The organism is Rhodosalinus sp. (genome assembly GCF_046542825.1).
Taxonomy (GTDB): domain Bacteria; phylum Pseudomonadota; class Alphaproteobacteria; order Rhodobacterales; family Rhodobacteraceae; genus Rhodosalinus.
In genome coordinates this window covers 1-15135 of sequence record NZ_JBKHAQ010000068.1, presented here as the reverse complement: position 1 = coordinate 15135, position 15135 = coordinate 1, and the positions used below count along the sequence as shown (strand labels likewise).

Here is a 15135-nt window from a genome sequence, read left to right as displayed (position 1 = left end):
GGTGCTGGCCTACACGGTCTTCCGCGGCAAGGCGACCGAGCTGCGCTACGAGTAACGCTGCGATTGGCCGGTTGGGGGGAGCCCCGGGACCCCGACGACCGGGGCTCCGCCCCCCTTTGGCCCATGCGCCCGGCCATGTGACCCGACGCACCCGTCGTCCAGCCGCTGGAGCAGCAGCTCGACAAGAATCCATCCTCGCGATCAACAGCTACATTCAACCTGGCGCGTTCGGCGAGGCGTGGAACGGTTCCGCCATCTCGGGCGGCGTGGAGCGCGACATGCCGAGCCTCGACATCCGCGGCTGGGACCACAACCACGCCGGGCCTGTCCATCGGAACGAGATCATCGCCCATATCCGAGATCTCGGTACCATTTCGCCCAAAAACGGTCTCCGCCTCGATGGACGGCTTCGCGCTTTCCGAGGCGCGGTGGATGGTGCCGGGCTTTCAGGACAGGGCTTCGAACGTCCTGCCCGTCAAGCGGGCGAGGTATCAGGGGACCACCCCGGCAGCCAGGGCAAGCAAGGGTTCGGGATAGAGCCCCGGCAGAAGCAGCAGGGCCAGGGCGACGATCAGCATCGCCTTCTCCGCGCCAGAGGTGACATGCATGCGCTCTGCCGCGTCCGGCTCGGGCGCGGCGAAGGCGGCGAGCGCAAAGCGCAGATAGTAGTAGAAAGCCACGGCCGCGCCGATGGCGGCGGCCGCCAAAAGGATCCATGCCTCTGCCTGCGCGAGCGCGGAGAACAGGTAGACCTTGCCGATGAAACCGGAGGTTGGCGGCAACCCGGCCATCGAGACCAGGGCGAGGCCGATCGCCGCCCCGGCAAGCGGGGAGCTTCGGATCAACCCGCGCAGATCGGTGCGCGTGGCGCCTCCCAGGGCCGAGGCGATGCAGAGCGTGGCCAGTATGGCGGGCACATAGACCGCGATATAGACCAGCAGGGCCTCCCCCGCGATCGAGCCGCCGGCGGCGAGAATCATCGCGAGATAGCCCGAATGGGCGATGGTGGAATACCCCAGCATCCGCGCGAGGCTTTCCTGTCGCAGCGCGACGATGTTGCCCAGCAGCGCGGCAGCGGCGCCCGCGGCCCCCAGGCCCAGCGTCCAGATGACACCGCCCGGCGCGGTTTCCGCCAGTCTGAGCAACGCCACGGCCGTGGCGGCCTTCGAGACGGCACCGGCGACGCCCGCGGCAGAGACCGGCGCGCCGGAAAACAGATCCGGCACCCACATGTGGAATGGCACGAGCGAGAACTTGAATGCGAGCCCTGCCAGCAAAAGCGCCGCGCCGACGGTGACAAGGCCGGTGCTGCCGCCCCAGTCGTCAATCATCAGCGAACCGGTGCCTGCGAAGGCGAAGGCCGCGCCCAGCAGCAGTGTCGCGGCGCTTACGCCCGCCATCAGGAAAAGCTTGTACCCTGCCTCTGCCGCCATGGCCGTTCGCGGCATGAGCGTCAGGGCGACCATCGCCAGCGTCGTGATTTCCAGGCCCACGATCAGCACCGCACCATGGTTCGCCGCGCTCAGCGCCACGCCGCCCGCCGTGGCGATGGCCACCAGCGCCGGGCCTTCGCGGGCGCCCCCGTCGTCCTGGACGAAGGCGAGAACGCCCAGACCCGCGAGGATGGAGAGCCCCGCGCCGAACCGGGCGAGGGCATCGTCCGCGAGGATTTCATAGGCCGGGGCCGGCATGCTTCCCGCCCGCAGGACCACCACCGCAAGCGCCGCCACCAGCAACGCCCCCGCCACGGCACGGATCGCCTGTAGCGACGCCAGCGGTGCCATCACCATGGCCACGATTGCGGCCAGCCCGGCAAGGGCGAGCGGTGCCAGCGATATCAGCCCGGCGCCGGTCATGGCAGCACGAAGGTCAGAGGTTGCAGGGCTGCCTCGACCGCCGGCGAGAGCACCGCGATCAGAAGCTGCGGAAACAGCCCGAAGATCAACGTGCACAGGCCGAGGATCGCGAGCGGCCACAACTCGTAGCGATGCAGGTCGGGTACGTCCTGCACGGCCGGCTTGGGCTCGCCGAAGACGATGCCGCCGATCAGGCGCGTGGCATAGACGACGGAGACGACAAGGGACACGAGAGTGACCGCGGCAAAGAACCAGTTGACCTGGAACATGCCGGTGATGACCAGCGCCTCGCCGAGGAAGTTCGCCGTTCCGGGCATGGCCAGCGCGGCGGCGAAGAACAGGGCGAAGGAGGTGGCGAAGGCGGGCGCCGTCTTCTGCAGGCCGCCAAGTTCGCGCAGATCGCGCGTGCCGGTCCGGTGCTGCAGCGCGCCGATCAGAAGGAAAAGAGCCGAGGAAGAGAAGGCGTGCGCGATCATCTCGACGCCCGCGCCGATCAGCGCGAAGTGGACGCCGCCGCACACGCCTATCAGCACGATGCTCATGTGGGCGATCGAGGTATAGGCCACGAGCCGCTTCGCATCGGTCTGCCCGCAGGCGAGGGTCGCGCCATAGACCACGCCGAACGCGCCAAGCGCCATGCCCCAGGGCGCCAGCGTCACCAGACCGTCGGGGAACAGCATGGGCGGGAAACGGAAAAGGCCATAGGCCCCGGTCTTGAGCAGCAGCCCCGCCAGCAGGACCGACCCCGCCGTCGGGGCCTGCGTGTGCGCGTCCGGCAACCAGGCGTGGAAGGGCGGCACCGGCAGTTTCACCATGAAGGCAAGCGCGAAGCCGAGCAGGAGAAGGATCTGCGCCGTCTTGCCGTATTCGCTTTCGGAAAGGACGAAGGCGTCGAAGGTGATCGGGTCCGATGTGGCGCCCATCCAGAACACGGCAGCCAGCAGGCCAAGCCCGGCAACCGCGTTGAAGACGAGGAACTTGATCGCCGCGGCCTCGCGGTCGCCATGGCCCCACAGCGCGATCAGCAGGAAGGCCGGGACGATCATCAGCTCCCAGAAGAAGGCGAAGATCAGCAGGTCGAAGGACAGGAAGACGCCGTTCGCCGCCGCCACGGTCCAGCAGATCACCGCATGGAACAGGGCCGAGCGGTGCGTGACATGCCAGGAGATGAACACGCAGATCATGCCAAGACCGGCGGAAATCGCCAGCATCGCCGCCGTGAGCCCATCCATCGCGAGCAGCACCTGGATGCCGAAGGAGGGCGCCCAGTCCGCGCGGTAGAAGGCGAGCCAGCGCCCGTCATCTCCGAAGACGACGCCGAGCAGAAGCGCGACCAGCGTCGCCCCCATCACGGCGATCGTCATCCAACGCTCGAGGTCCCGGCCCGTGCCCGCGACCAGAAGTGCCGCGAACCCGCCGAAAAACGGCAACAATATCTGCGCGATCAGCGCCATGTCATCACCCATCCGATCAAGAGAAGCGCGGCAAGCCCGATGGCCAGCGCCAGCGCATAGTCACGTACCCGTCCCGTCTGCAGGTGCCGCGCGCGTTCCGCGGCACGCCCGATACCACGCGCGCCCCACGTCCAGGCCATGTCCATCCGGTCGGGCGAGAAGGGCAGGAGCACCGCCCGCCAGACCCAGAGCCCGAGCGCGACCGTCGCCTGACCCACCGGGTCGGAGGTGGCGCCTTCAGGGCTGCGGGCATGGCGCACGGCGCCTTCGATTTCCTTCTCGTGCCCGTTCGCCGTGCTGCCCGACGGGCTCACCAGGCGTTCGACCCAGGCCCCCTCGTTGCCCGAGAGCCGCCGCACCAGCCGGCGGTAGGGGCGGACGAGCAGCGCATAGTACCGCGCGTCCATCTGCAGACCCGCGCGCAGGCGCCTTGCCCGGCGAATGCGCGCGGCAAGCCACGGCACCCGGGTCACCGCGACCGACCCGGCCAGGCCGAGGATGGCCGCGGCCGCTCCGGCCAGTTCAACCCAGAGTTCCGGGTGGGGCGGGTGGCCGCCCAGAAGTTCGGTCAGCCCCGGAACGGCGAGCGCCCCAGCCAGCGCGAGGATCGCCAGCACGATCAGCGGGCCCTTGACGAGAAGGCTTTCCCGTCCGCGCGGGCGCTCGTGATCCGCGGGACCGAGCGCCGCGAGAACCGGCCGGAAGGCGTAAACGGCGGTGAGCGCGGCCGCCAACAGCGCAATCGCCCAGATTCCGATGCCGAACCAGCCCGCCTCGAAGGCCGAGGCCAGGATCGCCTCCTTCGACCACCAGCCCGCCGTCACGAGGGGCAGACCCGCGAGCGAGGCGGCCCCGGCGGTGAAGCAGGCGAAGGAGACCGGGGCAAGGCGGGCGCTGCCGCGCAGGGCCGCGATGGACGTGCCGCCACTGCCGGCAGAGGAGAGCACGCCGCCGGCCATGAAGAGCAGGGACTTGAAGATCGCGTGGACCACGAAATGCGCCATCGCGACGGCCGGCGCGCCCACGCCCACGGCGACAAGCATGTAGCCGATCTGGCTGATCGACGAATAGGCCAGAAGCCGTTTCACATCGGTCTGCGCCACCGCCGAGGCGGCTCCGAACAGCGCGGTGACCACACCGGCCACCGCCGTCGCGGCGGCCACGGCGGGATGCGCTTCCATCACCGGCGAGAAGCGGACGAGCAGAACGGCACCCGCCGCCACCATGGTGGCCGAATGGAGCAGGGCCGAAACCGGCGTCGGCCCGGCCATGGCCGTCGGCAACCAGGTGTGGAACGGGAACTGCGCCGACTTGCCCATCGCACCGATCAGCAGCAGCGCCGCGATCAGCGGCCCTCGCGTCGCGTCGATGCCGGCACCGGCGGGGATGAGTTCGGCCAGCCGGACGGAGCCCGCTTCGAGAAACAGAAGCAGCAGCCCGGCCAGCAGGGCCGCGTCGGCGATCCGGGTGATGATGAAGGCCTTCTGACCGGCGGCGAAGGCGCGCGGCGAGGTCATGTTGTAGGAGATCAGGAAAAAGGAGCATAGCCCCATCAGTTCCCAGCCGAGGAAGAAGGTGATGGAATCCGCGGCCAGCACCATCGAGAGCATTCCCGCCTGGAACAGGTTCATCAGCGAGAAGAAGCGGCGCAGGTCCGTTGTCGCGGCGCCGGACATGTAGTCGAGGGCGTAGATCATCACGCAGGCCGAGATCAATGCGACGGTCAGCGCCGTGACCGCGCTCAGCGTGTCGAGGCCCATCGCCAGCGCCACCTCGTAATTGCCGACATCGAGCGTGAAGATCGGCGCGATCTGATCGCCCCAGAGTCCGGTCAGATGCGCCAGCGCGATCGGTGCCATGACCAGCAGCGGCGCACAGCCCGCCACGATCGCCGCGGCCTGCACCGCGCGCCTGTCGAGCCGGTAGGGGTCGAGCGCCAGCAGGACGAAACCTGCCAGCGGCGGCATGGGAACCAGCAGCAGGATATAGGCCAGAAATTCCATGCTACCCCCGCAGCCGCGTGGCGGCGTCGGCGTCGCCTCCGCTCTCGTGGCGCCGCAGGTGAAGATAGATGGCGAGACCCAGGGCCACCTCGGCCGCGGCGAGCGAGAGCACGATGAGGAACATCGCCGTTCCCTCGACCATGCCGTGATGCGCGCCCGCGGCGACGAAGGCCAGCGCCGGACCGGCAAGCATGATCTCCAGCGAGATGAGCTGCATCAGGATCGTCCGCCGCGCGAGCACGCCGAACAGCCCGACCGCGAAGAGACCCGCCGAAATGGCCAGTATGGCCGTCATGATCTGCCCCCTTTCCGGCTGCGGAGCACGCGCACGCCGATCATCCCCGCGATGAGCAGGAGCGAGACCAGCTCCGTCACCACCGCCCAGTCCCCGAACATCAGAAGCCCGAGTTCCCGCGCTCCGGCGGGCGCGGGAGCGCCCTCGACCGGGCCGCCGAGCCGCAGGATCATCGGCAGAAGCGCAAGGGCCACGACCGCCGCCGGAATCGGCCAGGCGCCGGAAAACAGCGCCCGTTCCCTCTTGCGCGCCTCGGGCCCCGCCTCGACCGTCATCACGACGAAGACGAAGACGGCCACCACCGCGCCCGCGTAGATCAGAAGCTGGATCGCCCCGGCAAAGGGGGCGGCCAGCGCGAAGAAGGCGACGGCCAGCGCGATCAGCGCCCCGAGCAGCAGCAGCAGCGCATGAACGACCGAATCGCGCGTGACCGCGAGCGCCGTCGCGGCGAGGCCCAGCAGCCCCGCCCAGATCGCCAGTCCCCAGCTCATGGTGTCAGGTCCCTCAGATCTACGGGCGGTGCCTCGTTCTCTGCCTCGCCCGTGTCCTTGCCGCCGATGGCCTTGCCCGCCACCGACCAGTAGCGATACCCCTGCTGCTTGCCCTGACCGGCGATCAGCAGATCGTCCTTGTCGTAGACAAGGCTCTCGCGGGTGTAGTCGGAGGTCTCGAAATCGGGCGTGAGCTGGATCGCCTGTGTCGGACAGGCCTCTTCGCAGAAGCCGCAGAAGATGCAGCGGGCGAAGTTGATGCGGAAGGTCTCGGGGTACCAGCGCCCGTCTTCGGTTTCGCCCTTGACCACGTCGATGCAGTCCACGGGGCAGGCGGCCGCGCAGAGATTGCAGGCCACGCAGCGCTCCTGCCCGTCCGGGTCGCGCGTGAGCACGATGCGCGCACGGTAGCGGGCGGGAAGCTCGGGTTTCACCTCCGGGTATCCGGCGGTGTATTTCCGCGTGAAGAACTTGGCCCCGACGCGGCCGAGGCTTTCGAGAATCCCCTTCATGCCGCCGTCCCCCTCAGCACCACGACGAAACCGGTCGCGAGCAGGTTCACGAGCGCCAGCGGCAGTGCGAATTTCCACGCGAAGGCCACGAGCTGGTCGTAGCGCGGACGTGGCAGGATCGCCCGGATCCAGATGAAGCTGAGCGCGATGAGCGCCGTCTTGAGTCCGAACCAGACAGGCCCGGGCAGGACAGGGCCGAGCCAGCCGCCCAAAAACAGCGTGGTTGCCAGCGCGGCGACGAGGATGACGGCGAGGTATTCGCCGAGGAAGAACAGCGCGAAGCTCATTCCCGAGTATTCCGTCATGAAGCCCGCGACGAGATCCTGTTCGGATTCCTGAAGGTCGAAGGGCAGCCGGTGCGCCGCCGCGATCCCCGCGATCATGAACAGCGCCGCGCCCAGCGGCTGAACGAAGACGAACCACAGCCCCTCCTGCGCCGCGACGATCTGGCCGAGATTCAGCGTGCCCGAGATCATCACGACGCCCATCAGCGACAGGCCGAAGAACGCCTCGTAGGAGAGCATCTGCGCCGCCGCGCGCAGGCCGCCCAGCATGGCGTATCGGTTGCGCGAGGCCCAGGCCCCGAGAACCATCGCGTAGACGGTGAGTGCAAGCATCGCGAGGGCGAAGATCACGCCCATGTCGAGGGCGGCAAGCGTCCAGCCCGGGGCGACGACGACGACGGCGAAACCGGCCAGCACCGGCGTCGCGGCCAGCGCCGGCGCGAGGCGGAAGGTCAGGCGGTCGCCGCCCGGGGGCACGTCGTCGGCCTTGAAGATCAGCTTCACCGTGTCGGCGATCCACTGGAAGAAGCCGAACGGGCCGACCCGGTTGGGGCCGAGGCGTTCCTGCAGCAGGCCCAGACCGCGGCGCTCGACCCAGGTGAAGACGCCCGCGGCGACGAGCAGCGCCATGATGAAGCTCAGCGACAGGGCGATGGTGACGATCACGCTCATGGTCGCGCCTCCACCGTCACGCGCGCCCGGGTTCCGCGCGACAGGACCCGGCCGGCGGAAACGGCCACATGGCCGCGGGGAACGCTGATGTCCAGTGTCAGCGCCACCGGCGCTCCGCCCGCCACAGAGACCGCATCGCCCTCCTTCAGGCCCAGCGCCGTCCCGTCTTCGGGGTGAAGCGCCACGATGGGCGCCGGGCAGCGCCGGCCCAGACGCTCGGCGCGGCGAACCAGCTCGTCGCCGGCGAACGGGTCGTGCAGCAGCAGCGGGAGCAGGCCAGGGCCCTCTGGCGCGTCCTGCGGCATCGGTTCGGGCGCGGTGAACCCGTCCAGCACCGGCACGCCCGGGTCGCCGCCCTTGAGCGGGCCGCGCGGCCCTTGCGTGCCATGCGGCACGGCGCTGGCCGAATGCAGGCCGGGCTGGGTGCAGGACGTGCGCAGGGCAGGGGGCGCGTCGGCTCCCCGGGCGCCCTCCATCGAGAAGGAGAGCGGCGCATCGGCATCCTGTTGCGGTGTTCCTTCCGGCACCCGGCCCGCGCGGTCATGCGCCGTGCGGCCCGACATGCGCCAGGGCGCGCGGGCGACCTGGCCGAGCGGTACGCGAAAGGCAGCGTCGGGCGCGGCGGCACGGGCCCCGGCAAGCTGGGGCAGGTCGGCGGCCAACGCCGCCAGCATGTCGTCGAGCGTCTCCCATGCCGGGGGCGTGACGAAGAGATCGCGGATCATTCGCCACCCGGCGGGGCGACCGCCGGGCACCGCGGCGAAGCTGCGCTGCGCGCGGCCTTCGTGGTTGACGAAGGTGCCCGCGGCCTCGGACCAGTCCGCCACGGGCAGCACGATGTCGGCGCGCCGGGTGGTCCCGGTTTCGGCGCTGTCGAGCACGATCACTGTCTCGGCGGCGGCAAGAAGGCGTTCGGCGAGATCGGAGCCCGCGCGCTCGAACAGGTCGGCCTCGGCGATCACGGCGGTTTTCACCGCCCCGGATTCGAGAGAGGCCAAGGCCCCCTCCAGCCCGTCCGCGCCAGTCAGGGCGAGGCCCAGGCTGTTGGCTTCCGGCGCGAAACAGGCCAGGCGGGCGCCGTCGCCAAGCGCGTCGGCCAGGGCCCCGGCGGCCTCCACGATATCGCCGCGGCCGGCGCCGAAGCCCGTCACGACGAGCGGCTGCGCAGCCTGCCCGAGTGCCTCGGCGATGCGGGCCGCCTCGTCGTCGGACGCCTCGCCGCGCAGCGCCCCGGCGATGGCCTGGCCGAAGGCGGCGATCTCTGCCGGCGCGCGCCGCAGCGACCATGTCGCCACGTCGTCAAGCGCATCCGGCATCGGCGTGACCAGCGCGATCGGCGTCTTCCGCCCTTCGCCCGCGACGCGCGCGGCGTTGTCGAGCCAGGCGGGCACACCCTTCTCCGCGGCCAGGTCGTTCGAGGCGCCCCGCGCCGTCTGCCGCAGGGCAAGCGCCGCGCGTGGCGCGGTGCCGGTGAGATCCTCGCCGAGCACGACAACGGCGTCGGCAAGCTCGATATCCTTCAGCGATGCGGCGCGGCCCCGCGCGAGCCAGCCGGCCATGCGCCTGACGGCCAGAGCCTCATGATCCGACACGGCGGCGAAGAAACGCTCCGCCCCGACAAGGTGCCGAAGGGCTGCGTTCGTCTCGATGCTCGCGCGGGGCGAGCCGATGCCGACCGCGCCCTGCGCCAGCGCCTTGCGGGCGGCGGCCAGGGCGTCGGCCATCGGGGCGGTCTCGCTGCCGATCCGCGCCTCGTCCAGCCCGGCCTCGGTCACATGGAGCGCGCCGAAGCGGCCCCGGTCGCAGATGAAATGGCCGTTGATCGCGCCGTGATAGCGGTTCTGCACCCGCCGCACCCGCCCGTCGCGTTCGGCGGCGAAGAGGTTGCACCCCACGGAACAGCCCGTGCAGATCACCGGCGTCGCCGCCATGTCCCACTTGCGGGCGTAGTTTTCGGACCAGCCCTTGTCGTTGAAGACGCCCGTCGGGCAGACCTCGGCGAGGTTGCCGGCAAAGGGGCTTTCCAGCGGTCCGTCCTCGTAGCGGCCGAACCAGACCCGGTCATGCGCGCCGAAGACGTCGAGATCGCGGCCCCCCGCATAGCCCCGGTAGAACCGCGTGCAGCGATAACAGGCGATGCAGCGGTTCATCTCGTGCGTCAGCAGCGGCCCGAGATCCTGGTTGCGATGCGTGCGCTTGGTGAAGCGGTAGCGGCGCCGGTGGTGGCCGGTCGCCACGGTCATGTCCTGCAGGTGGCAGGCGCCGCCTTCCTCGCAGACGGCGCAGTCATGCGGGTGGTTGACCATCAGCCACTCGATCACGCGGGCGCGCATCTCGTAGGCCTCGGGATCGGCCAGTTCGACGCGCTGGCCCTCGGCCACCGGCGTCATGCAGGCCATCTCGATCCGGCCCGCCTCGTCCTCCGGCCCGTCATGGACGCGCACGGCGCAAAGCCGGCAGGCGCCCACCGAGCCCAGCGCGGCGTGCCAGCAGAAATGCGGCACGTCCACGCCAAGGCCGAGGGAGGCCGAGAGCAGATCCTGCCCCGCCTCGACCTCGCGTTCGATGCCGTCGATCGTGAGGCGCACCTTCGTCATGCCGCGGCCCTCCCGTAATCGCGCGCGATCGGGCAGCAGCCCTCCCGCACATGGGCCTCGAAAAGATCGCGAAAGCGGGCAAGACCGGTGCCCAGCGGGCTCATCGCCCCGCCCATCAGGTCGCAGAAGCTCCGGCCGCGGGGGCCGGCCACGTCCACCGTCATCTGCAGCACCTCCAGATCCTCCATCCGGGCCTGCCCCTTTTCGAGATCCGCCATGATCTTCGCGACCCAGGGCAGGCCGTCGCGGCAGGGCGTGCACCAGCCGCAGCTCTCGCGGGCATAGAAGGCCATGTGCCGTGCGATCACGCCGACCGGACAGGCGGTTTCGTCCAGCACGATCAGGGTGCCGGTGCCGAACATGCTGCCCGCCATGGCGACGTGGCCGAAATCGAGCGGCAGATCGAGCGCGTCGGCTTCGAGAAAGCCGCTGGCGCCGCCGCCGGGCTGGAAGCAACGCAGCCGCCCGTTGCCAGAGACGCCGCCCGCCATCTCGATCAGTTCGGCGGCCGTGGTGCCCATCGGCGCCTCGATCACCTGCGGGCGATGCACCCGGCCCGAAACGGCAAAGACCTTGGTGCCGCCCTCGACGGTGCGCGAGAGCGACTGGAACCACTGCGCGCCATTGGCCACGATCGGCGCCACGCAGGACACCGTCTCGACATTGTTGACCGTGGTCGGCCGCCCCCATAGCCCCGACTGCGCCGGGAAGGGCGGGCGCTTGCGCGGGACGGCGCGCTTGCCCTCGAGCGCCTCGATCAGCGCTGTCTCCTCGCCCACGATGTAGCGCCCGGCCGAGGGGTGGACCCACATCTTCAGGTCGCGCCCGGTGCCCAGGATGTTCCGGCCCAGATAGCCGGCCGCCTCGGCTTCCGCGATGGCGCGGTTCAGGTTGCGGATCGCGTCGCGGTAGGCGTCGCGGATCAGGACGATGATCTCGCTGCAATGGGTGGCATAGGCGGCGAGGATCGCGCCCTCGATCAACTGATGCGGCAGGGCCTCCAGCAGGATGCGGTCCTTGAAGGCGCCCGGTTCCATCTCGTCTCCATTGACGATGAAATAGCTTGGCCCGTCGCCCGGGGCCTCGCCCGGTTTCGGCATGAAGCGCCATTTCCGCGCCGCCGGGAAACCCGCGCCGCCGCGCCCGTTGAGCGCCGCCGCGTCGACCATGTCCACCACGCGCTCGGGCGAAAGCTCCTTCAGGCCCCGCTCGACGGCCTCGTAGCCGCCCAGCGCCTTCCATTCCGCCAGCGTGTGCGGCGTGCGGTCCGGGCGCGCGCGCCCGGTCAGCGGCTTGTCGGTCATCGCGCGTCCTCCCCGAAAAGCTCGTCCAGGTCGTCGGGCGAGAGCGGCCCGACGAGCTTGCGGTCCCGGCCGATCACCGCCGCGGGCGCATGATCGCATCCGCCGACGCAGCAGATGTTGACGAGCGTGTATTTCCCGTCGGCCGTGGTCTCGCCGAAGCCGATGCCGAGCCGCTCCATCACCCGGTCGCGGACAGCTTCGCCGCCGTTGAGCCAGCAGGACGCGCCGTCGCAGAGCAGGATCAGCTTCTCGCCCACGGGCCTGCGGAAGATCAGCGAGAAGAAGGTCGCCACATCCTCGATCTCGGCGGTCGTCACGCCCAGGATTTCCGCGGCCTCTTCCAGATGATCGTCGGAAACCCAGCCATGCTCCATCTGGATCATGCGCAGGCTCTCCACCATGGCCGCGCGGGGGCCGCCGTGGTGGTCGCGGACCTCCTCGATGGCCGTCATCAGGTCTTTGGAAAGGCTCATTTGTCGACGTCCGACATGACATGGTCGATCGAGGCGAGGTACATGATGAAATCCGCGACGGTCATGCCCGGCGCGACCTCGGCGATCGGCTGAAGATTGGCGAAGGACGGCGTTCGGATGCGGGTGCGGTAGCTTCCGCCGTCGCCGTCCGAGATGATGGCATATTGCGTGAAGCCGCGTGCCGACTCGATCTGCCCCGTCGCCTCGCCGGCGGGCACGCGTGTGCCCCAGCCGGTGCCGACGAAGTGGTGAATCAGCGTCTCGATGTCGTGCAGCGTCCGCTCGCGCGATGGTGGGAAGGCAAGCGGATGATCGGCCTTGATCGGCCCTTCCGGCATCCAGTCGAGGCATTGACGGATGATCCGCAGCGACTGGCGCATCTCGTCGACGCGGACGCGGGTGCGGGCATAGATGTCGCCCGCCTCCTGCACCGGCACGTCGAACTCGTAATTCTCGTAGCCCGAATAGGGGCGCAGCTTGCGCATGTCCCAGGGCATGCCGGCGGCGCGCAGATGCGGCCCCGTTGCCGACCATTTCAGACAGGTCTCCGCGCCGTAAGCCGCAACGTTGCGCGTGCGGGCCTTGAACAGCTCCGACCGCATGACCATGCCTTCGTATTCGTCGAGCCGCTTCGGCATCCAGTCGAGGAAGTCGCGCACCAGCCCGTCCCAGCCCGTGGGCAGGTCCATCGCCACGCCGCCGATGCGGAAGAAGGCCGGGTGCATCCGCGCGCCGGTGATCGTCTGGATGACCTTGTAGGCCTCCTCGCGGTCCACGAACATGTAGAAGATCGGCGACATCGCGCCGGTGTCCTGCGCGAGCGTGCCGTAGAACAGCAGATGCGAGGTGATGCGGAAGAACTCGGACAGCATCACCCGGATGCATTGCGCGCGTTCCGGCACCGTGATCCCGCACAGCGACTCGACGGCCAGCAGGTACGGCATCTCCGAGATGACGCCACCGAGGTAGTCGATCCGGTCGGTATAGGGGATGAAGCCGTGCCAGGTCTGCCGCTCGGCCATCTTCTCGGCACCGCGGTGGTGGTAGCCCATGTCCGGCCAGGCCCAGACGATCTCTTCGCCGTCGAGGCCCAGGACGATACGGAAGACGCCATGCGTCGAAGGGTGGTGCGGGCCGAGGTTGAGGACCATCAGTTCCACCCCGTCGCGCTCCGTCGGCAGGCCGACCTCGGCGGGGTCGAACGCGTTCGCCGTCTCCGTCTCGGCGAAGCTTTCCGGGGTCATGCGAAAGGGGGGCTTCTCGGTCGCCCTTGCATGATGCGACTTGCGCAGCGGATGGCCGTCCCAGTCGTTCGGCATGTAGATGCGGCGCAAGGCGGGGTGGCCGTCGAAATGGATGCCGTACATGTCGTAGGCTTCGCGCTCGTACCAGTTGGCGCCGGGATAGACCGCGGTCACCGAGGGCGCCCGTGGCGCCTCGGCGTCGCAGGCCAGCTTCAGCCGCATGTCGGCGTTGCGCTCGGGCGAGATCAGGTGGCTTGCCACCGTCACGCCGGATGCCGGCTGGCCCGCCCGGTTGTGCCGCGCGGTCTCGTCGATGCCCCACAGGTCGGCCAGCAGCCTGAAGGGCCGGTCCATGCTCCTCAGGATGCCATGCGCCTCGACCCAGTGATCGCGCGCGATCCAGAGCACAGGGAAGCCCTCGCCCGTGACCTGATCGGCAATGACGCGATGCCCGAGCGCCTTCCGCACCTCGGCGGCCGTTTCTTGCGGGGCCTGACCTGCGTCAGGGTCCTTCACCTCCGTCATGGCGCCTCCGGATCGTCGAGGTCACGAACGGACATCCGTTCGTCGCGCAGCAGTTGCTTGCGCGGCTGCGGCTCGAAACGCGGCGCGGGTCCGCCGCCCAGCGTGACGCCGAGAGGCCGGCTTTCGGCACCCACCTTGCTTTGCAGCAGAAGCATCGCGTCGAGCACCTGGTCGGGCCGTGGCGGGCAACCGGGGATGTAGACATCCACCGGCAGGAAGGAATCGACGCCCTGCACGACCGAATAGATGTCGTACATGCCGCCCGAATTGGCGCAGGCCCCCATCGAGATCACCCAGCGCGGCGGCTGCATCTGTTCGTAGAGCCGCTTGAGCGGCGCAGCCATCTTGGTGAATACCGTGCCCGACACGATCAGCAGGTCGGCCTGCCGCGGCGTCGAGCGGATCACCTCGGCGCCGAAGCGCGCCTGGTCGTAGACGGGTGTCAGCGCGGTGGCCATTTCCACGTAGCAACAGGACAGGCCGAAGTTGAACGGCCAGAAGCTGTTCTTGCGCGACCATGCGATCAGGTCGTCGAGCCGGGCGAAGAGCTGCCCGGCCGCCATGCTGACGCCCGGTGGCGGCGCGTTGCGCAATTGGTCGTTCATGCCGCGCCCCCCTCGCTTCGTGCGCCCACGTCGAGCGCGCCATCCGCCCAGAGGTAGAAAAGCGCCGCCAGCAGGACGAGGATGAAGATCCCGGCCGAGACGAGACCCGCCAGCCCCGCCGCTGGCGCCGAAAGCGCCCAGGTGAACAGGATTGCCGCCTCGAAATCGAAGATGACGAAGAAGGCGGCGATCTGGAAATAGGCGGTCGGCACCGGGGCCACGGCCGTGGCTGTTGCCGGCGCGCCGCTTTCGTAGATCCCGAATGTCGCAACGTCACGTCCGCGCGGGCGCACCAGACGCGCGAGCAGCAGCGCGATGGCCACGGTCAACGCAGCCGCGATCGCATGGATCCCCAGCGAGATCCTGGGGTCGAGTGTGGTGAATGCCTCCTGCAAGGCGCTTCCCTTTTTTCAGCTGGAGCTCGGCAGCAGGACAGATTCGCGCGCCGGGCGATGTCCCCCTTGGTCGCACGCTTCGCGGCCTGCCACCTTGAGGCAGATCAAACCCAAGAGATTGAGAAACAATCGATTTTTTGTATGCTGTCGCGTCCTACAGTATGCTGGGCGGCCGGTTTCGGCAAAACCGGCCACGCGATCGGGTGGAGGATAAACTTCAGGGATTCGAGAAGGTCGGAAGAGCGCGGATCGGCAGGGTCGTGCGCGCGTTCCGGGTGGCTCAACCGTCCGGCGCCTGCCCGGGCCGCGAGATCGGGATGGAAAGCGCCTGCCCGGAAACCCCGCAGCGGGTCCGGCACGGTGGCCCGCCCTCGGGATCGGCAGGGGGGATCGGCGTGGCGTTTCAGCGGGCCGCGCGGCTCAGG

General features: G+C 69.4%; 13 protein-coding genes. All 13 read right to left on the bottom strand.

Annotated elements, in window-relative coordinates; translation table 11 throughout:
* Window positions 1-491 precede the first annotated feature (491 nt).
* From ACLFOB_RS09975 to ndhC, 13 genes are read right to left on the bottom strand one after another with little or no spacing between them, the layout of a single operon-like run.
* Complete coding sequence (locus ACLFOB_RS09975) at window positions 492-1856, bottom strand: NADH-quinone oxidoreductase subunit N (RefSeq protein ID WP_410925983.1); 1365 nt, start codon at window positions 1854-1856, stop codon at window positions 492-494.
* Entirely contained in the window at window positions 1853-3310 is a 1458-nt protein-coding gene (locus tag ACLFOB_RS09970) for a complex I subunit 4 family protein (RefSeq protein WP_410925982.1), read from the bottom strand. Before ACLFOB_RS09970 ends, ACLFOB_RS09975 begins: the two co-directional genes overlap by 4 nt.
* Window positions 3301-5313 carry an NADH-quinone oxidoreductase subunit L gene (locus ACLFOB_RS09965; protein ID WP_410925981.1) on the bottom strand — a complete coding sequence of 671 codons (2013 nt, stop codon included), beginning with the start codon at window positions 5311-5313 and terminating at the stop codon, window positions 3301-3303. The genes ACLFOB_RS09970 and ACLFOB_RS09965 overlap by 10 nt, the downstream gene beginning before the upstream one ends.
* Window position 5314: 1 nt before the next feature.
* Window positions 5315-5608, bottom strand: coding sequence for an NADH-quinone oxidoreductase subunit NuoK (gene nuoK / locus ACLFOB_RS09960; protein ID WP_410916685.1), 294 nt, complete (start codon window positions 5606-5608; stop codon window positions 5315-5317).
* The gene (locus ACLFOB_RS09955) at window positions 5605-6099 is read right to left on the bottom strand and encodes an NADH-quinone oxidoreductase subunit J (protein WP_410916684.1); all 495 of its coding nucleotides are present in this window, start codon (window positions 6097-6099) and stop codon (window positions 5605-5607) included. Before ACLFOB_RS09955 ends, nuoK begins: the two co-directional genes overlap by 4 nt.
* Complete coding sequence (gene nuoI, locus ACLFOB_RS09950; RefSeq protein WP_410916683.1) at window positions 6096-6611, bottom strand: NADH-quinone oxidoreductase subunit NuoI; 516 nt, start codon at window positions 6609-6611, stop codon at window positions 6096-6098. The genes ACLFOB_RS09955 and nuoI overlap by 4 nt, the downstream gene beginning before the upstream one ends.
* Entirely contained in the window at window positions 6608-7567 is a 960-nt protein-coding gene (nuoH, locus tag ACLFOB_RS09945) for an NADH-quinone oxidoreductase subunit NuoH (RefSeq protein ID WP_410916695.1), read from the bottom strand. The genes nuoI and nuoH overlap by 4 nt, the downstream gene beginning before the upstream one ends.
* Window positions 7564-10164 carry an NADH-quinone oxidoreductase subunit NuoG gene (nuoG, locus tag ACLFOB_RS09940; protein WP_410925980.1) on the bottom strand — a complete coding sequence of 867 codons (2601 nt, stop codon included), beginning with the start codon at window positions 10162-10164 and terminating at the stop codon, window positions 7564-7566. The genes nuoH and nuoG overlap by 4 nt, the downstream gene beginning before the upstream one ends.
* Window positions 10161-11468, bottom strand: a complete 1308-nt coding sequence (locus ACLFOB_RS09935) for an NADH-quinone oxidoreductase subunit F (protein ID WP_410917911.1) — start codon at window positions 11466-11468, stop codon at window positions 10161-10163. The genes nuoG and ACLFOB_RS09935 overlap by 4 nt, the downstream gene beginning before the upstream one ends.
* Entirely contained in the window at window positions 11465-11941 is a 477-nt protein-coding gene (gene nuoE / locus ACLFOB_RS09930; protein ID WP_410925979.1) for an NADH-quinone oxidoreductase subunit NuoE, read from the bottom strand. Before nuoE ends, ACLFOB_RS09935 begins: the two co-directional genes overlap by 4 nt.
* Window positions 11938-13710, bottom strand: coding sequence for an NADH-quinone oxidoreductase subunit C/D (nuoC, locus tag ACLFOB_RS09925; RefSeq protein ID WP_410925978.1), 1773 nt, complete (start codon window positions 13708-13710; stop codon window positions 11938-11940). The genes nuoE and nuoC overlap by 4 nt, the downstream gene beginning before the upstream one ends.
* Window positions 13707-14315, bottom strand: a complete 609-nt coding sequence (locus ACLFOB_RS09920; RefSeq protein ID WP_410917908.1) for an NADH-quinone oxidoreductase subunit B — start codon at window positions 14313-14315, stop codon at window positions 13707-13709. Before ACLFOB_RS09920 ends, nuoC begins: the two co-directional genes overlap by 4 nt.
* Entirely contained in the window at window positions 14312-14710 is a 399-nt protein-coding gene (ndhC, locus tag ACLFOB_RS09915) for an NADH-quinone oxidoreductase subunit A (RefSeq protein WP_410917907.1), read from the bottom strand. The genes ACLFOB_RS09920 and ndhC overlap by 4 nt, the downstream gene beginning before the upstream one ends.
* Window positions 14711-15135 lie beyond the last annotated feature (425 nt).